The following is an 18287-nucleotide window of genomic DNA, read 5'->3' as shown; positions in this document are numbered from 1 at the left end:
TCACGTGGAACATACGGAGGTTTCCTTTGTCATTACACAAGAGGCTGTTTAAGCGGAGTGCCTGCTTTGCGCGGATATTTTTTTGGCGTAGCGTCCGTCTTATTGATAAGCACAATGTAGCGTTCCGACTGTTCGAAAGGCAATTTGAAGGCATGCTCTGCATGGACCTTCGCTTTAAGCTCACGTAAACTTACAGCAGCCTCCTTCACCTCTTCCACGCTTTGCGAGCCTTTCATTGCGGCAAAGGTTCCGTTCTTGCGGGTGAATGGCAGGCAAAATTCATTCAAAACATTCAAACGTGCAACTGCTCTTGCCGTTACGAGATCAAAGGAGTCTCTATAAGCTGGCATTCTCGCAATATCCTCAGCCCGCCCATGTACGCAATTCACATTATCGAGCCCAAGCTCTTGAACCAAATGATTCAGGAACTGAATTCGCTTATTAAGCGAATCCACAATGACAACCTTCAAATGCGGGAAGCAAATTTTAAGCGGGATGCTTGGAAAGCCTGCTCCGGATCCGATATCGGCAATACTGCTTATCTTTTTCATATCAACGAAGAACGATAACGAAATCGAGTCGTAAAAATGTTTCTCGAATACGGCATCCCGTTCGGTAATGCCGGTTAAATTCATTTTCTCATTCCACTCCACCAGCAAGCGGTGATAGGAATCAAATTGTTCGAGCTGCTTCGGGGATAACGCGATACCGTTCTCCCCCAGCAGCTTTTCAAACCATACATGCGTTTCTGTCATCATTGCCCTCTCGCTGCCGTCACCCGGTTATAGTGTTCCAAATAAACAAGCAAAATGGAAATGTCTGCCGGAGTAACGCCTGCAATCCTCGACGCCTGACCGATCGACAACGGGCGGATGTCCGCCAGTTTTTGTTTTGCTTCCGATGCCAAACCATGCACTTCACTGTACACGATATCATCGGGAATTTTCTTTTTCTCCATCTTGCTCAAGCGCTCAACCTGATGCAGCTGTTTCTCGATATAGCCGGCATACTTGATCTGAATTTCAACCTGCTCCTTCATTTCTTCCGTCAACGGAAGCTCCGAAGGCGACAGCTGATCAACCAACGCATAAGACAATTCTGGACGGCGAAGCAGCGACAAGGCATCCATTGTAAAAGCAATAGGAGCCGAATTCGCGGCATCGAGTACCGGCTGAGCAACCTCAGGCTTAATTTTCACCGTGCCAAGCCGTTCGATTTCTTGAGCCACAAGCTCTTTCTTGCGAAGGAACTCCTGGTAACGTTCTTCCGAAATAAGTCCAATCTCATAGCCGGTTGGAGTCAAGCGAAGATCCGCATTATCATGACGAAGCAGCAAGCGGTATTCAGCACGGGAAGTAAGAAGGCGATAAGGATCGTTTGTCCCTTTCGTCACCAGATCATCAATCATAACGCCGATGTATCCTTGCGAGCGGTCGATAATAACCGGCTCTTTCCCTTGCACTTTGCGCGCTGCGTTTATACCCGCGATAATGCCTTGACCCGCAGCTTCTTCATAACCGGAAGTGCCGTTGATTTGTCCGGCTGTGAATAACCCGTCAACCAGCTTTGTCTCCAGCGATGGCCACAGCTGCGTCGGAACAACCGCATCGTATTCAATCGCATAGCCGTTACGCATCATCTCAACATTTTCCAAACCTGGAATTGATCTCAAAATGCCGAGCTGCACATCCTCAGGCATGCTTGTTGAAAGTCCTTGCACATAATACTCCGACGTGTGCTTGCCTTCTGGCTCCAGGAAGATTTGATGCTTGGGTTTATCCGCGAAGCGGACAATTTTATCCTCAATAGAAGGACAATAACGCGGACCCGTACCTTCAATCGCTCCAGAGAACATAGGGGCACGGTGCAAATTGTCATTGATAATCTTATGCGTTGCTTCCGATGTATACGTCAGCCAACAAGGCAGCTGTTCATTGTCGGAGGATTTCGTTTCATACGAGAAAAACTTCGGATTATCATCGCCCGGTTGAATTTCCGTTTTCGAGAAATCAATCGTATCCTTATGCACGCGCGGCGGCGTACCTGTCTTGAAGCGAGCGAGCTTAAAGCCAAGCTCCTTCAGGCTTGCAGACAGCTTCACCGAAGGCTGCTGGTTATTCGGGCCGCTCTCGTACATCAGCTCGCCCATAATGATTTTGCCGCGCAAGTAAGTACCCGTCGTAATAACAACCGCTTTGGCCCGGTAGATCGCGCCTGTTTTGGTGACGATACCGGTAATTTTACCGTCTTCGACAATCAGATCCTCCGCCATGCCTTGGCGAAGCGTCAGATGATCCGTCTCTTCGATCGTTTTCTTCATCGTATGCTGGTAAGAGAATTTATCCGCCTGCGCGCGCAACGCGTGAACAGCCGGTCCTTTCCCTGTGTTCAGCATCCGCATTTGGATAAACGTTTTATCGATATTTCGGCCCATTTCTCCGCCTAATGCATCAATCTCGCGGACGACATGTCCTTTTGCAGGTCCCCCGATTGACGGGTTGCATGGCATAAAAGCCACCATGTCCAGGTTGATTGTAAGCAAAAGCGTCTCACAGCCCATTCGAGCGGCAGCAAGCGCTGCTTCCGCTCCGGCATGACCCGCCCCAATTACGATTACTTCATATTGCCCAGCTTCATAGGTCATTTTTCTTTATCCCTCCAATTCATCACGCCGCGCACGGGATACGGACCCTGCCGGTCGTCATCTTTTTTCTTTATTTGCCTAAGCAGAACTGCGAGAAGATCTGGTCGATCAACGAATCGCCAACCTCATCGCCTAATATTTCGCCAAGCGATTCCCATGCGGAACGCACATCGATCTGGATTAAGTCAATCGGAATGCCGGTGTTCGACGCATCGATCGCATCAATAAGCGACTGCTGCGCCCGCTTCAGCAAAGAAATATGCCGAACATTGCTGACATATGTCAAATCTCCCGAATCAAGCTGACCTTCAAAGAACAGCTTGCTGATCGCTTTCTCCAGCCGATCCAGTCCTTCCTCTTCGCGCACTGACATGCGGACAATCCGCTCTTCGTCAACCAATGCCTCAATCTCGGCCATCTCGAGCTTTGATTCCAAGTCCGATTTATTAATAATAAGAATAAGCTGGCGGTCCTTCACCTTCTCCAGGAGCGCACGGTCATCCTCATGCATAGGCTCGTTATTGTTAAGCACAAACAAGATCAAATCGGCTTCTTCCAGCGCATTGTGGGAGCGTTCTACGCCAATCCGTTCCACGACATCGCTTGTTTCGCGAATACCTGCCGTGTCGAGCAGTCGAAGCGGAATATGATTAAGCGTCACATACTCCTCGATAACATCCCGCGTTGTACCGGGAATATCCGTTACAATCGCTTTATTCTCCTGTGCCAGCATATTAAGCAGAGAAGACTTGCCTACATTCGGGCGTCCCACAATAGCGGTCATAATGCCCTCTCGCAATATTTTACCTTCGTTCGCCGTTTTTAACAGCTTGCCGATTTCCTCCAGTGCGGATCCGCTTTGTTCGCGGATATAATTGTTGGTCAGATCCTCGACATCATGCTCGGGATAATCGATATTCACTTCAATATGAGCTAGCAGCTCAATTACTGTCTGCCGAAGAGCTTTGATCCGCTTGGACAAGGTTCCCTCTGCCTGCTTGCGCGCAACCGAGAATGCCCGGTCCGACTTCGAACGGATCAGGTCAATAACAGCCTCCGCCTGCATTAGATCAATCCGGCCGTTCAGAAAAGCTCTCTTCGTAAACTCGCCCGGTTCCGCAAGCCGCATACCATCCTGCAGAAGAACCTGGTCGAGCACCTTCTTTACCGCCACAACGCCGCCATGGGCGTTAATTTCGACGACATCCTCTGCCGTGAACGAACGGGGACCGCGCATGACGGTTACAATAACCTCTTCAACTTCTTCCCCGTTCTTCGGATCTATAATATGACCGTAATGCAGGGTATGCGTTGCCGCATCCCTCAAATCGGTTCTTGATCGAAAAATCCTCGCGGTTCCCTCAATCGCATCAGGACCGCTGACGCGAATAATGGCGATGCCGCCCTCTCCGACTGCTGTCGAAATTGCCGCAATAGTATCATGTACCATCAGCTTTTATGCACCTCTCAAATGGAAAAACAGCAATGACCACGAGAGCCATTGCTGCGAATTGAATAACGTATGGATCTAACTTTACATCTGCTTTTCCTTTAAAGCAATAACAACTCGCCGATTTGGCTCATCGCCTTTGCTGTAAGTTTTTACCCTAGGGTGATTCTGAAGCTGGGAATGAATCACTTTGCGTTCATGCGACGACATCGGCTCCAGCACGACCTCTTTCTTCGTGCGGACTACTCTGCCGGCAAGGCGTTCCGATAATTCCTCCAGCGTCTTGCGGCGACGCTCGCGAAAATCCTCCGCATCAAGCACGATCCGAAGATGGCTGTCCGAGTATCGATTTGCCACAATGTTAACCAAGTACTGCAGCGCGTCAAGCGTTTGACCGCGCCGGCCAATCAGCATGCCAATATCCCCTCCGCCCGAAACGGACAGATAAGTCGCTTCTTTCGTTTGTTTCCGATCAATAGCGATCGTAAGTCCCATCGCCTCTGACACATCACGAAGAAATTGCTCTGCTTCAATCGTTGGATCGGGTATAAGCTCCAGTTCAACCTTCGCTTCCTTTACGCCAATGAGTCCGAACAGACCTTTTGAAGGCTGCTCCATAACGAGCACTTTGACGCGATCCTTGGCTACATTTAATTGTGTTAAACCGCTCCGTACAGCATCATCAATCGTTTTTCCTGATGCTACGATTTTCTTCATTTCGCGAGGGCCTCCTTACCCTTGTTTGATGAACGAACGTACAGGAAGTAGTTTTGAATAATGGTGTAGAGGTTACTGAAAATCCAGTACAGCGGAAGCGCCGACGGGAAGTTAAGGGCCATCACGAAGATCAGGACCGGGAAGATCATAAGCATCGCTCCCATGCCCGGCATCGTTTGCGTTTGCTGCTTCTGCATCATCTTCGACTGAACGAATGTCGTAGCTGCCGCGATGATCGGGAGGAAATACCAAGGTCCCGGTTCGCCAAGCTGCAAGCCCAGGAACTCATGCGTACGAACCTCGGGATTCCAGTAGATTGAGTTATAAAGCGCCATAAACACAGGCATCTGAACGAGTAGCGGCAAACAGCCGGCCATAGGATTGACCTTGTTCGCCTGGAACAGCTTCATCGTCTCTTCCTGCTGTTTCTGCGGATTATCTTTATGTTTCTTCTTAATCTCGGCCATTTGCGGCTGAATCGCCTGCATCGCTTTCGAGCTCCGGTACTGCTTTAGCGTTAATGGCAAGATCGCCGTTCTTACAATAATCGTAATGAGCAGGATAGCTAGTCCATACGAACCGTTGAACCAGTCTGCGAACTTATCAAGCGTAAGGGCAAAGTAATAAACAACATTCTTCTCCCAGAAGTTGCCGTGCTGTAAATCCGATGTACTCGTCGTTGCATTATGCGGTGCGCAACCCGACAGCAGCACAACCATCAGCACCATGCCCAGTACGAGCAGCCACTTGCGGTTTCCTTTTAAAACCAACACCAAATCTCCTCTCTGAACATTCCATACTAAGCATTATTTTATTGACTAAACTATACCATAAATAATAGGACAAAGAAACAACTTGGAAATGCTGGCCACTATTGCTAATAACGCGCGTCCTTCTTCAGCAAACCGGCCTTCTTCAGCACGTGAAAAATGCTCTTCTCCAGCTGCTTCGTCTCCATCTCCACCGCAGGTTTTCTTACTATTAATATAAAATCGGTATTCGGCACGATTTTGTCTCCGTTCAAACGGACGATTTCCTTAATAACTCTCCTCATCCGGTTGCGCACAACCGCGTTGCCGATTTTCTTGCTGGCGGAGACGCCTAACCGGAATGGCTCCGCTACCGGCTGCCTCGACCAATACACGACAAACTGTCCATTGGCAAACGACTTGCCGTAACGATAGATCCGATTGAAGTCGGCGCGGTTACGCAGACGCAATTTTCTTTGCACGACCAGGCTCACCGTTCTTTCTTCATATTAATAACCCTTTATGTATGCTTGCCCTGCGGATCCTACCTATCAGTATCGCCCGCAGGGCAAAAAAAAAGACCACCCGACGTGGTCTTTTGCTTATGCGCTAAGAACTTTTCTGCCTTTTTGACGACGCGCTGCCAAAACTTTACGTCCGTTTTTCGAGCTCATCCGTTTGCGGAAGCCATGTACTTTGCTGCGTTTGCTTACATTCGGTTTAAATGTAGGTCTCATCTGAACTGCACCTCCCGTATATCAAGTACTCAAAACAGTACGGCTTAACACCGATCTGCTTGTTCTCTGTAAACAGCTAATTTTTGAAACACGCTTTTTTTATTAAACCACGCCGGGCTGCAAAAGTCAATTAAAAACGCTGCCATCCAAATATTGTGGATAAATGTATGGAATGAGTACCTTTGTCGGAAAACTAATAACATGTGCATAAATTTTCGGGACTTTAGACGAACTTTGTCGAAATGGTAACAAGATATTAACAATATGTAGTGGTGTAGATAACTTTTATGCACAAGCTATTGAATTTGTGGATAAAATCTCACAATTCGTTGAAATACAAGGGATCTTTTGCTATGATTAATATGTTTTCGGTGTGAATACCTCATCGATTTAGCATCTTTTATCAACAGCCTGTGGATAACAATGTGAACAAACTCATCCCCTATTCATAACTCATGTTCCTATTATTCTTCATATTGTGGGTATTTCGTAATAATCACCATTCATTCGACATGATTTGGCTTAATTGCGCCTATTCGGCGATTTTTGATAAGGAGTGACGTCTGTGGACAGCCATACCTATGATTTATGGCAGCAAGTGTTGTCAATCATTCAGACGAAACTAAGCAAACCCAGTTTCGATACCTGGTTTAAAGCGACCAAAGCTTCCTTCGTGAACGATTCGCTTCTGGAAGTGACGGCGCCGACAACATTTGCGGCTGAATGGCTGGAAGGCCGGTATACCAAATTAATTCGCAACACCTTGTTTGAGTTTCTCGGCAGACAGGTAGACGTACGCTTTTCGATCGAAGAGGCGAAGCCGGCGGAACCCGCGCCTCCCGCTGTGATTAAGGCTGCGGAAGCGCCGATCATTCAAGAAGAGACCTTCAATCATATGCTTAACCCGAAATATACGTTTGATACGTTTGTCATCGGGGCCAACAACCGCTTTGCGCATGCGGCATCGCTTGCCGTGGCGGAAGCGCCGGCGAAAGCTTATAATCCGCTGTTTTTATACGGCGGCGTAGGACTCGGCAAGACCCACTTGATGCATGCCATCGGCCACTACATCATGGATCACAATCCAAGCACGAAGATCATGTACATCTCGTCCGAGAAATTCACGAACGAGTTCATTAATGCGATCCGGGATAACAGGGGCGAGAGCTTCCGCAACAAATATCGCAATATTGACGTGCTGCTGATTGACGATATTCAGTTCCTGGCCGGTAAAGACGGTACGCAGGAGGAGTTCTTCCATACCTTTAATGCCTTGCATGAAGAGCGGAAGCAAATCGTCATCTCCAGTGACCGTACGCCAAAGGAAATTCCGACTTTGGAGGAAAGGCTGCGTTCGCGGTTCGAGTGGGGATTAATAACGGATATTCAGGCACCGGATTTGGAGACAAGGATCGCGATTTTGCGCAAAAAGGCGAAAGCGGAAAACCTTGATATTCCGAATGAAGCGATGGTCTACATTGCGAACCAGATCGACACGAATATTCGCGAGCTGGAAGGCGCCCTCATCCGCGTAGTCGCATACTCCTCGCTTATTAATCAGGATATCTCATCCCATCTGGCTGCCGAAGCGTTAAAGGACATTATTCCGTCCAGCCGTCCGAAGATGATCACGATAAACGATATTCAACAAAAGGTTGGCGAATTCTACGGGCTGCGTCTCGAGGAGTTCAAAGCGCGGAAACGGACCAAAGCCGTCGCCTACCCGAGGCAAATCGCCATGTATCTCTCGCGTGAGCTGACCGATTACTCGCTTCCGAAGATCGGTGAGGCATTCGGCGGGCGTGATCATACGACAGTCATTCATGCGCATGAGAAAATTTCGCAGCAGCTGAAGCAAGACCAGGACTTGTACAAGATTTTGCAAAACTTGACCGAGAAGATCAAAAATCACACGTAAAAGTTATTCACTTCTATATGAACAACCAAGCAAGCCTATGCACAAGCTATACACATGTGGATAGGCTTGCTTTATCCGTGTTTTAGACGGTTATCCACATATTAACGCCGCCTACTACTACGACTACTATTTTTTTTTAAAAAAACATCATCAAAATAGGGCGAAAACGCCCATTACGGCTTCGCCGATTTTAAAAGCCCAAGAAACCATCGATCCGAAACGGACTTAGGAGTGAAACCATGAAACTTTCAATTTCCAAACATGAACTGAACGAAGCCATCCAGCAGGTTGCAAAAGCGGCTTCTTCCCGTCCGACAATTCCTATTCTCGGCGGCATCAAGATTGAAGTTACCCACCAAGGGGTTACCTTAACGGCAAGTGATACCGATATATCTATTCAAAGCTTTATTCCTGTAGAACGGGATGATCTCGTTATTGCGAATGTGGATAAACCGGGCAATGTGGTGCTGCCCGCTAAATTTTTTGTCGAAATCGTTAAGAAGCTTCCGTCTGACAATGTTGAAATTGAAGTAGGCGCCCATTTCCAAACCCTGATTCGTTCCGGTTCGACGGATATTCAGATGGTTGGCCTGGATCCGGAGGAGTTCCCCGTACTTCCTTCCATCGAGCAAAACGAGCTGTTCCAAATGCCCGGTGATCTTCTGAAGGCGATGATTCGCCAGACTGTTCTGGCCGCCTCCGTTAATGAGCAGACGCCTATTCTGACCGGCGTGCTCTGGAGCCTGCAGGATAAGCAGTTGAAATTCGTGGCGACTGACCGCCACCGTCTGGCCAGCCGTATCGCGCAAGCGGAGACCGCCGCCGACTACCGGTTTAACAATGTCGTAATCGCGGCAAAAACGTTGGTCGAGCTGTCTAAGCTGGTTCCGGATCAGCACGGTCTCGTTGATATTGTCGTAGCCGACAACCAGGTGCTGTTCAAAATCGGCAACGTATTGTTCTACACCCGCGTGCTGGACGGAACTTACCCGGATACTTCTAAAATTATTCCGAGCGCGTTCAAAACAGAACTCGTTCTTGATACAAAAAAATTGACGGATGCCATCGACCGCGCGTATCTGATGTCGAGAGAAGAGAAGACCAACATCGTTCGCCTGACAACGATGGATGACGGATCGATCGAAATTTCCTCGAGCTCGACGGAGCTTGGCCGCGTTACCGAGCAGCTGGAACCGAAGCAGTTCGATGGCGAGCCGCTTAAGATTGCGTTCAACTCCAAATATATGCTGGACGTGCTTAAAGTCATCGACAGCGAGCAGATCTTTATCGGGTTTACGGGGGCAATGAGCCCAATCGTTATTCGCCCAACCGATCATTCCTACAACACGTATGTTATCTTGCCTTATCGGACGACAAACTAAGGTTATGCAAGCTTAGGCAATAACGGTGAAAGGCAGGTGAGCAAGGGATGAAAGAGATCTCGATTCGCGACGAATACATTACGCTTGGACAGTTTTTAAAACTGGCTGATTGTATATCCACAGGTGGACACGCGAAATTTTTCTTGCAGGAAAACGAAGTTCACATAAACGGGGTTGTGGATAACCGCCGCGGCAGAAAGCTGTACGTCGGTGACCGCGTTGAAGTGGAAGGCTGCGGCGTCTTTACGGTGACCGGGGCATAAGTGCTTAAGAAGCAGCCAGGCCGGGAGGACAAACGAACGTGTTTTTAAAAAGCATTCAATTGCAAAACTATCGGAACTACAAAGAGCTTGAGCTCGTGACGGATAATAAGGTCAATTTGTTTGTCGGGCCTAACGCGCAGGGGAAAACGAACTTGCTTGAGGCGATCTTTGCGCTCGCCCTCACCAAATCGCACCGCACGTCGAAGGATAAGGAGCTGATTGGCTGGGAAGCCGATTCAGCCCGGATCCACGGCGAAGTGGAGAAGCGCTACGGCACGTTAAAGCTTGATTTGATGTATTCGACGCAGGGCAAGAAAGCGAAGATCAACGGACTTGAGCAGCGGAAGCTCAGCGATTTCATCGGATCGCTGAACGTTGTTATGTTTGCGCCTGAAGATCTGGAGATTGTAAAAGGAACGCCGGGCATACGAAGACGGTTTCTCGATATGGAAATCGGCCAAGTACAGCCCGGTTATTTGCATACGCTGACGCAGTACACCAAGGTGCTTGCACAGCGGAACAATTTTCTGAAGACGGCATCTCCGGGGAGCTCCCAGCTCGCCATGCTGGACATCTGGAATATGCAGCTTGCCGAGCACGGTGTTAAAATCATGAAAAAAAGGAAACACTTTATTCATAAATTACAACGGTGGGCGGAGCACATTCACTCCGGCATCACGGCGGGCGGTGAGCGCCTCACCATTGAGTACCGCCCGTCCTTTGACGGCGGCGCCTCCGAAGATGAAACTGTTTTATTTGAGCAATTTATGTTAAAGTTATCACAGGTGAAAGATCAGGAGATTCGCAGAGGAATGTCGCTCGTAGGGCCTCATCGCGACGACATGGCTTTCTTTATCAACGGCAAGGAAGCGGCTGTATACGGGTCGCAGGGACAGCAGCGTACGACTGCCCTGTCTCTCAAGCTCGCCGAAATAGAGCTGATCTGCGAAGAAATTGGGGAATACCCGCTGCTATTGCTTGATGATGTCTTGTCTGAGCTGGATCAGAACCGGCAGACGCAGCTCATCGAGACATTTCAGAGCAAGGTTCAGACGTTTATTACAACGACCGGACTCGAGAGCGTAAATGTGAGCAAGCTCCGCGATGCCGGGATCTACGATGTGCGGGATGGCCGAGTAACGCGCTGATAACGGACATTTACACGGGAGGCGGAGGACATGTATATCCATTTGGGCGGCGAGAAAATTATCCGGGCTGCCGAGCTGGTAGCCATTTTTGATATATCGATAGAGCAATCCTCCAAGCTTTCCAAGCAATTTGTAGCAGGAGCCCGTAAACGCAAAGACGTCGAGACCATTGGTGAGGAAGAGCCCAAATCCATTGTCGTGACGAAGCAGAAAATCTATTATTCGCCGATTTCATCCTCTACTTTGAAGAAACGGGCCCATCATTTTGCGGCGAATGGCTAGAAGCAGCCTAGGCGAACAGGTATGAGAGGAGTAGTGAGCAGTTGAGTCAGCAGAATACGTATGATGAAAGTCAGATACAGGTCCTCGAAGGCTTAGAAGCGGTACGGAAGCGTCCGGGGATGTACATCGGCTCTACCAGCGGCAAGGGCCTCCACCATCTCGTATGGGAGGTTGTCGATAACAGTATCGACGAAGCACTGGCCGGGTATTGTACGAAGATCCAGGTTCGCGTCCACGAGGACAACAGCATTACGGTTATCGATAATGGCCGCGGTATTCCGGTAGGTGAGAACGCAAAGCTGAAGAAGTCGACTCTCGAAGTCGTAATGACTGTTCTTCACGCAGGCGGCAAGTTTGGCGGCGAAGGCTATAAAGTATCGGGCGGGTTGCACGGTGTTGGTGTATCCGTCGTTAATGCGTTGTCGGAACATGTAACGGTTACGGTTAAGCTGCACGGACATATCTATCAACAAGAATACCGCCGCGGCGTGCCGCAATATGACGTCAAGATTGTCGGGGAGTCCAATGAAACCGGTACGACGGTTAAGTTCAAGCCGGATCCGGAGATATTTACCGACACCACCGTTTACGAGTATGAGACGCTCCAATCGCGGATTCGCGAGCTGGCGTTCCTCAATAAAGGCCTCGAGATTGAACTGGTTGATGAGCGTACGGGCACATCGAATTCGTTCAAGTATGAAGGCGGCATTATCGAGTTCGTCAAACATTTGAACCGCAACAAGGAAGTTATGCACGATGAGCCAATCTATGTAGAGGGCTCGAAGGACCATATCCAAGTTGAGGTATCGCTGCAGTACAATGACGGTTACAGCGAGAATATCCATTCGTTCGCCAATAACATCAATACGCATGAGGGCGGTACGCACGAATCCGGCTTCAAGAGCGCTTTAACGCGTATTATTAACGACTATGCCCGTAAGACGGGATTAATCAAAGACAATGATTCCAACTTCTCCGGCGATGACGTCCGCGAGGGCTTGACGGCGATTATTTCGGTGAAAATTCCCGAGCCGCAGTTCGAAGGACAAACAAAGACGAAGCTTGGCAACAGCGAAGTGCGCGGTATTGTCGAATCGTTCTTTGCCGAGAAGCTGCAGGAGTTCCTGGATGAGAATCCTTCGGTTTCCCGCAAAATCGTTGAAAAAGGCCTGCAAGCGGCAAGAGCCCGCGAAGCGGCACGCAAGGCACGCGAGTTAACACGCCGCAAGAGCGCGCTTGAAGTGAGCTCCCTGCCAGGTAAACTGGCTGACTGCTCCTCCAAGGACGCCTCGATCAGCGAGCTGTATATCGTCGAAGGCGACTCCGCCGGCGGTTCGGCGAAGCAAGGCCGCGACCGTCATTTCCAGGCGATTTTGCCCCTGCGCGGTAAAATCCTGAACGTTGAGCGTGCCAGACTGGACCGCATTCTCGGAAATGCCGAGATCCGCGCGATTATTACGGCGCTTGGAACGGGCATTGGCGATGATTTCGATCTGGCGAAAGCACGTTACCATAAGGTCATCATTATGACCGATGCCGACGTCGACGGCGCGCATATCCGTACTTTGATGCTGACCTTCTTCTTCCGTTACATGCGGAAGATTATCGAAGCAGGCTATATTTATATCGCACAGCCGCCGCTGTTCAAGATCGAGCGTAACAAGGTTATCCGTTATGCGCAGTCGGAGAAGGAACGCGATGAGATTATCGCAGAATTCGGTGAAGGCGCCAAAGTAAACGTGCAGCGTTATAAAGGTCTCGGCGAGATGAACGCCACTCAGCTGTGGGAAACAACGATGGATCCGGAGAGCCGGACTATGCTTCAGGTATCGATCGAAGACGCGATTGAAGCAGACGTTATCTTCGACACGCTTATGGGCGACAACGTTGAACCGCGCCGCGATTTCATCCAGCAATTTGCGAAAGACGTTAAGAACCTGGATATTTAACAAAAAGAAATAGCCGTCCTTGCGGGCGGCTATTTCTTTTTGTAGCGGCCGTAAGAAACGGCATACTTATAGATTTTGCGGAACATCGTTTTATCTTCGAGCTTCCGGAAGATAAAGGCATCAGGCTTCGTGTTTACCTCAAGAATCCAAGGTCTCTGCTGCTGGTCAACGGCGATGTCGATCCCAAGCTCCTTGATGCCCGGATAATGCTTTTCCAGCTCTTTTGCGATATCCAGGCTAATTTGCTTGAGGCGCATCGCGTATATCATCTTCTGGGTCGGGGATTGATGGTTAGACATCAATCGTTCGAAGGACATCGGAGTGCCGCCGTTGTGGTAATTGGTAACCACTTTCCCGGGATGGGCAAGACGTCCGATAATGCCGGTAGCCTCCCAGTGGTTGTTTTCATTGCGCTGCACCATTACCCGGATATCGAAGCGCCGGTTATTATGGCGGAGCAGATGGATGCCACGTTGAACCAGATAGCGCCTGCTTTTAATTTTTTTCACGAGGCTCTGATGCAGCAGTTCGAGGGTAGGAAAAGTCCGGATTGTGGTGTTCAGTTGATACTTATAGCCTTTAGCAGCCGGCTTGAGCTGTTCTACGCGCATAACGCCTTTGCCAAAGGTGCCGTTTACGGGTTTGACGTAGACCATCCCGTATTCTTCAAGCATCAACTGCAGGTTTTCTTTGCTGAAAAGCTTTGTTAGAGGTATATATTCACGGAGAGCTGGCGAGTGTAGAAGTACGTTGGTTTTCTCCCATTTGCTGTATACCAATTGAATAGACAATTCTGTTGCTCCTTTCCCTTGGGAACAGGTATTAAGCGATGAAGATTGCGTATCAAGAAGAAGACAGACTTTGGAATGAGTGGTATAATGTAATTTGGGTCTGTTTATTTTATGGCGGATCGGGCACGAAAAGATACGAGTTATTTGCCTATTTTTCATTATTTTTTAGGCAATTTGCCGGTTTCATAGATGAAACGGATGCAGGGCGTTTAGCCGTGCCTTTTTTGTGAAAGTAATATAATGGTTATCATGTTTGACAAGGTTTGCAGATTGATGACGTCAGGGAGGTAAAACATGGCGGAAGAACAACAGCATTCGCAAATTAAAGACCGTGACATCGGTACGGAAATGCGCGATTCATTCATGGACTATGCGATGAGTATTATCGTAAGCCGCGCATTGCCGGATGTAAGGGACGGTCTTAAGCCGGTGCATCGTCGTATTTTGTACGCAATGTCGGAGCTGGGCATGTCTTCGGACAAGCCATACAAGAAGTCTGCGAGGATCGTAGGGGAAGTAATCGGTAAGTACCATCCGCACGGCGATTCGTCGGTTTATGAAGCAATGGTACGGATGGCGCAGGATTTCTCCATGCGGTACATGCTTGTGGACGGACATGGCAACTTCGGCTCGATTGACGGAGATATGGCGGCGGCGATGCGGTATACCGAGGCGCGTCTGTCGAAAATCGCCATGGAGATGCTCCGCGATTTAAATAAAGAAACGGTTGATTTCGTTCCGAACTATGACGGCGAGGAGAAAGAGCCGGCCGTTCTGCCGTCGCGCTTCCCGAACCTGCTCGTAAACGGGGTTACAGGTATCGCGGTAGGTATGGCTACGAATATTCCGCCGCATAACCTGACCGAAGTTATTGACGGTATTCAGGCGCTGATCCGCAATCCGGAGATTACGCCTGTTGAGCTGATTGATTATGTAAAAGGCCCCGATTTCCCTACCGCGGGTATCGTTATGGGACTTAGCGGCATCCGTCAGGCTTATCTGACGGGACGCGGCACGGTAACGATGCGAGCACGTGCGACGATTGAAGAGAACGGCAATAAAGCCCGGATTATCGTCTACGAGCTGCCATACCAGGTTAACAAAGCACGACTGGTAGAAAAAATCGCAGAGCTCGTCCGCGAGAAAAAAATAGAGGGAATTACCGACCTCCGCGATGAGTCCGACCGTAACGGCATGCGAGTCGTTATTGAGCTTCGCCGCGATGTAACGCCAAGCGTGGTGCTGAACAATCTGTATAAGCAGACGCAAATGCAATCCAACTTCGGTATTAACATGCTCGCGCTAGTTAACGGTGAACCTAAGACGCTGAATATTCGCGAAATGCTGTATTACTATTTGCAGCATCAGATCGAAGTTATTCGCCGTCGTACCGAATACGATCTGAAAAAAGCGGAAGCGAGAGCCCATATTCTCGAAGGCTTGCGTATTGCTCTTGATCATTTGGACGAAGTTATCGCTTTGATCCGTGCTTCGCAAACGGCGGATATTGCCCGCGAAGGCTTGATCGAGCGTTTTGCGCTTAGCTATGAGCAGGCGCAAGCGATTCTCGATATGCGTCTCCAAAGGCTGACCGGCCTGGAACGCGACAAGATCGAAGCTGAGTATGCGGAACTGATGAAGAAGATTGCCGAGTACAAGGCGATCTTAGCCGATGAGCAGCTTGTGCTCAACATCATCAGCGAAGAACTTAACGAGATCAAGGAGCGCTTCGGCGACGAACGCCGTACCGAAATTACCGTCAGCGATGAAGAAATTCTGGACGAGGATCTGATCCCTCGCGAGGATGTTATCATCTCCATCACGCATACCGGTTATATCAAGCGTCTGCCGGTAACCACTTACCGCAGCCAGAAGCGGGGCGGCAAAGGCGTCGTTGGCATGGATACGAAAGAGCATGATTTCGTTGAGCATCTGTTCGTATCCAACACGCACCATTACTTGCTGTTCTTTACGAACAAAGGCAAAGTATACCGTCTCAAGGCGTATGAGATTCCGGATCTCAGCCGGACAGCCCGGGGAACGCCGATCATCAACCTGATCCAAATTGAACAGGGCGAGACGATCAATGCGGTTATTCCGGTAGAAAGCTTCGATTCGGACAGCTATCTGTTCTTTGCGACCCGTCAAGGTATTGTTAAAAAGACACCGCTTGACGATTATATGAATATCCGCAAGGTTGGTCTGATTGCGATTTCGATCCGCGAGGATGACGAACTGATTGGCGTGAAGCTGACAGACGGCAACCAGGAGATCGTAATGGGTACGGCGCAAGGCATGTCGATCCGCTTCTCCGAGCAGGATGTTCGTTCAATGGGACGTTCCGCCACAGGCGTAAAAGGCATTCAACTGGATGATGACGATACCGTCATTGACATGGATGTTGTTAATCCGGAGAATGATGTGCTTATCGTAACGGCCAAAGGCTACGGTAAACGTACGCCAATGAGCGAGTACCGGATCCAGAACCGTGGCGGTAAAGGGATCAAGACTCTTAACGTTACGGACAAGAATGGACCGATTGTCAGCCTGAAGGTCGTTCTGAATGACGAGGACCTGATGATTATGACTGCGCTTGGTACGCTCATTCGTACGAGCATGGAAGGCATCTCGACGATGGGACGTAATACGCAGGGCGTGAAGTTGATCAATACGCGTGAGGATGATACGGTATCTACCGTAACCCGTGTCGCGCGCAGCGAAGATGCTGACGAATCGCTCGAAGAGGGCGAAGAATTCGAAAATACAGCTCCGGATGCAGGCACCGAGCCGGCAGAAGAGTAAAAACAGACAATAGAGGATTGGCATACATCGGGAGGGGACCGTTGTGGCAACAGTGGCTTTATCACAGGTGAAGTTAGGCGACAAAATCAGCGAAGATGTCCTCACCCCGCTTGGCGGAGTGCTATTTCAGAAGGGGCGCATCGTCACGCCAAGAGAATTAGATATCATGCAAGCCTTTCTGGTTCCCAAAGTTCAGATTGAACAGCCGGCTAATCAGACGGATAAAACGCAGGACAACGCAAAGCAGGAGCCGCAGAGTGCAGCTCCTGCTGTCTCTGCTACTCCGCTGCATGATGAATACGACCAGATGATCGTTGTACTGAAGCGGGTTATCAATGAAATCCGGTCCGGTCAGCCGATACCGGTAATGGATATTCGGAATCAGTTGGAGAAAATGATGCAGTATGAGGACAGCTACCAGGTGCTAACGTTTATGCCGAGACATTTTTCGGAGCGCGACTATTTGCTGCACAACAGCATACTGGTTAGCTTAACCTCCTATCGTATTGCCCAATGGTGCGGACTGCCTCGTAAGGATTGGATGCCGGTCGCTCTTGCCGGTCTACTGCACGATATCGGGAACGTTAAGATTGACCCGGCCATATTAGCCAAGCCGACAGCCTTAACGGCCGAAGAAAACGAAGAGATGAAGCGTCACACGGTATTTGGATATCAGCTGCTTAAGAATATTGCCTCTTTAAACGAGGGAGTGAAGCTGGCCGCGCTACAGCATCATGAACGTATTGACGGCAGCGGCTATCCGCTTGCCATTGATTCGTCCAAGATCCATCCGTACGCCAAAATCGTTGCCATTGCGGATATTTATCATGCGATGACTTTAAATCGATTCTACCGCAAGGCAGCTTCCCCGTATTTCGTTCTGGAACAGATCCAGAGCGATTCCTTCGGAAAGCTGGAGCCTGCTTACGTCAGGATATTCGTAGAGAAGGTAACGCAATTCCATAACGGCAATATCGTGAAGCTTAGCGATGATCGCGTTGGAGAGATTGTGTTTAGCGATTCCGTGCATCCGACAAGACCATGGGTCTCTGTTGGCGGTACGATAATCAACCTGACAATCGAAAGACATCTGCATATAAAAGAAGTCATGGGTTAACAATAGAGATCTTGCCTTGGAATCAGGCGAGATCTTTATTTGTTTATTAGATAAGAAATCTATGTATAGAACAGTTGATTAATAAGGATTTTCAGCTTAAATATGAGATGTAAAAGAGAATAATCATGTTTTAGTAAAAAACTTTCAAAAAGTGCTTGCAATCCATTAGGCGTTCATGGTATATTATCTCTTGTCGCCGCTGAGAAACACGGCAACGACACGAAAAAGAAATTGTTCTTTGAAAACTGAACAACGAGCGAAACTGCCCCGTTAGAAATAACGGAAAAGCGATTTTTTAAATGAATGAGCAAGTCAAACACTTTAATGGAGAGTTTGAT

Annotated in this window: 16 protein-coding genes; 8 read left to right on the top strand and 8 right to left on the bottom strand. The window is 49.0% G+C overall.

What is annotated here, in order from left to right; genetic code table 11:
* Nucleotides 1–32: 32 nt before the first annotated feature.
* The 7 genes from rsmG to rpmH form a co-directional block, all read right to left on the bottom strand.
* Nucleotides 33–755, bottom strand: coding sequence for a 16S rRNA (guanine(527)-N(7))-methyltransferase RsmG (rsmG, locus tag CFI03_RS03040; protein ID WP_116394495.1), 723 nt, complete (start codon nt 753–755; stop codon nt 33–35).
* Nucleotides 755–2644 carry a tRNA uridine-5-carboxymethylaminomethyl(34) synthesis enzyme MnmG gene (gene mnmG, locus CFI03_RS03035; protein WP_116394494.1) on the bottom strand — a complete coding sequence of 630 codons (1890 nt, stop codon included), beginning with the start codon at nt 2642–2644 and terminating at the stop codon, nt 755–757. Before mnmG ends, rsmG begins: the two co-directional genes overlap by 1 nt.
* Nucleotides 2645–2714: 70 nt before the next feature.
* Nucleotides 2715–4094 (bottom strand): tRNA uridine-5-carboxymethylaminomethyl(34) synthesis GTPase MnmE, encoded by a 1380-nt coding sequence (mnmE, locus tag CFI03_RS03030; protein ID WP_116394493.1) that lies wholly within the window; start codon nt 4092–4094, stop codon nt 2715–2717.
* 84 nt (nt 4095–4178) lie between these two features.
* Nucleotides 4179–4811: an RNA-binding cell elongation regulator Jag/EloR gene (gene jag / locus CFI03_RS03025; RefSeq protein WP_116394492.1), complete on the bottom strand. Its 633-nt coding sequence runs from the start codon at nt 4809–4811 to the stop codon at nt 4179–4181.
* Nucleotides 4808–5584 (bottom strand): YidC/Oxa1 family membrane protein insertase, encoded by a 777-nt coding sequence (locus CFI03_RS03020; protein WP_015847828.1) that lies wholly within the window; start codon nt 5582–5584, stop codon nt 4808–4810. Before CFI03_RS03020 ends, jag begins: the two co-directional genes overlap by 4 nt.
* A gap of 104 nt (nt 5585–5688) precedes the next feature.
* Nucleotides 5689–6042 (bottom strand): ribonuclease P protein component, encoded by a 354-nt coding sequence (gene rnpA, locus CFI03_RS03015; protein WP_116394598.1) that lies wholly within the window; start codon nt 6040–6042, stop codon nt 5689–5691.
* Nucleotides 6043–6162: 120 nt separating this feature from the next.
* Nucleotides 6163–6297, bottom strand: a complete 135-nt coding sequence (rpmH, locus tag CFI03_RS03010; protein WP_015847830.1) for a 50S ribosomal protein L34 — start codon at nt 6295–6297, stop codon at nt 6163–6165.
* A gap of 565 nt (nt 6298–6862) precedes the next feature.
* Between rpmH and dnaA the strand changes: the two genes are divergently transcribed.
* From dnaA to gyrB, 6 genes are all read left to right on the top strand, one after another.
* Complete coding sequence (gene dnaA, locus CFI03_RS03005; protein WP_116394491.1) at nt 6863–8215, top strand: chromosomal replication initiator protein DnaA; 1353 nt, start codon at nt 6863–6865, stop codon at nt 8213–8215.
* A gap of 239 nt (nt 8216–8454) precedes the next feature.
* A complete protein-coding gene (gene dnaN / locus CFI03_RS03000) occupies nt 8455–9597 on the top strand; it encodes a DNA polymerase III subunit beta (protein ID WP_116394490.1) in 1143 nt (380 codons plus the stop codon).
* A 47-nt stretch (nt 9598–9644) separates the two neighbouring features.
* Nucleotides 9645–9860 (top strand): S4 domain-containing protein YaaA, encoded by a 216-nt coding sequence (yaaA, locus tag CFI03_RS02995; protein WP_116394489.1) that lies wholly within the window; start codon nt 9645–9647, stop codon nt 9858–9860.
* A 38-nt stretch (nt 9861–9898) separates the two neighbouring features.
* Nucleotides 9899–11008, top strand: a complete 1110-nt coding sequence (gene recF, locus CFI03_RS02990; protein WP_116394488.1) for a DNA replication/repair protein RecF — start codon at nt 9899–9901, stop codon at nt 11006–11008.
* Nucleotides 11009–11038: 30 nt separating this feature from the next.
* Nucleotides 11039–11290 (top strand): extracellular matrix regulator RemB, encoded by a 252-nt coding sequence (remB, locus tag CFI03_RS02985; RefSeq protein WP_012772007.1) that lies wholly within the window; start codon nt 11039–11041, stop codon nt 11288–11290.
* 41 nt (nt 11291–11331) lie between these two features.
* On the top strand, nt 11332–13239 hold the full coding sequence (gene gyrB / locus CFI03_RS02980; RefSeq protein WP_116394487.1) for a DNA topoisomerase (ATP-hydrolyzing) subunit B: 1908 nt from the start codon (nt 11332–11334) through the stop codon (nt 13237–13239).
* A 29-nt stretch (nt 13240–13268) separates the two neighbouring features.
* Here gyrB and CFI03_RS02975 read toward each other — a convergent pair whose 3' ends face one another.
* Nucleotides 13269–14030, bottom strand: coding sequence for a YheC/YheD family protein (locus tag CFI03_RS02975; RefSeq protein WP_116394486.1), 762 nt, complete (start codon nt 14028–14030; stop codon nt 13269–13271).
* 294 nt (nt 14031–14324) lie between these two features.
* On the opposite strand from CFI03_RS02975, the gene gyrA reads away from it, so the two are divergent.
* Nucleotides 14325–16832 carry a DNA gyrase subunit A gene (gyrA, locus tag CFI03_RS02970; RefSeq protein ID WP_116394484.1) on the top strand — a complete coding sequence of 836 codons (2508 nt, stop codon included), beginning with the start codon at nt 14325–14327 and terminating at the stop codon, nt 16830–16832.
* Between the two features lie 43 nt (nt 16833–16875).
* Nucleotides 16876–17949, top strand: a complete 1074-nt coding sequence (locus tag CFI03_RS02965; RefSeq protein WP_116394483.1) for an HD domain-containing phosphohydrolase — start codon at nt 16876–16878, stop codon at nt 17947–17949.
* Nucleotides 17950–18287 lie beyond the last annotated feature (338 nt).

Source organism: Paenibacillus sp. ATY16, assembly GCF_003399985.2.
GTDB lineage: Bacteria > Bacillota > Bacilli > Paenibacillales > Paenibacillaceae > Pristimantibacillus > Pristimantibacillus glycanilyticus.
The sequence above is the reverse complement of the archived record's forward strand: the minus strand, read 5'-3'. Positions and strand labels throughout refer to the sequence as shown.

Bases quoted from the DNA above. Each gene is read 5' to 3' on its own strand.
- yaaA (WP_116394489.1), top strand. From the start codon at position 9,645: ATGAAAGAGATCTCGATTCGCGACGAATACATTACGCTTGGACAGTTT.
- jag (WP_116394492.1), bottom strand. From the start codon at position 4,811: ATGAAGAAAATCGTAGCATCAGGAAAAACGATTGATGATGCTGTACGG.
- mnmE (WP_116394493.1), bottom strand. From the start codon at position 4,094: ATGGTACATGATACTATTGCGGCAATTTCGACAGCAGTCGGAGAGGGC.
- gyrA (WP_116394484.1), top strand. From the start codon at position 14,325: ATGGCGGAAGAACAACAGCATTCGCAAATTAAAGACCGTGACATCGGT.
- mnmG (WP_116394494.1), bottom strand. From the start codon at position 2,644: ATGACCTATGAAGCTGGGCAATATGAAGTAATCGTAATTGGGGCGGGT.
- rsmG (WP_116394495.1), bottom strand. From the start codon at position 755: ATGACAGAAACGCATGTATGGTTTGAAAAGCTGCTGGGGGAGAACGGT.
- dnaN (WP_116394490.1), top strand. From the start codon at position 8,455: ATGAAACTTTCAATTTCCAAACATGAACTGAACGAAGCCATCCAGCAG.
- remB (WP_012772007.1), top strand. From the start codon at position 11,039: ATGTATATCCATTTGGGCGGCGAGAAAATTATCCGGGCTGCCGAGCTG.
- rpmH (WP_015847830.1), bottom strand. From the start codon at position 6,297: ATGAGACCTACATTTAAACCGAATGTAAGCAAACGCAGCAAAGTACAT.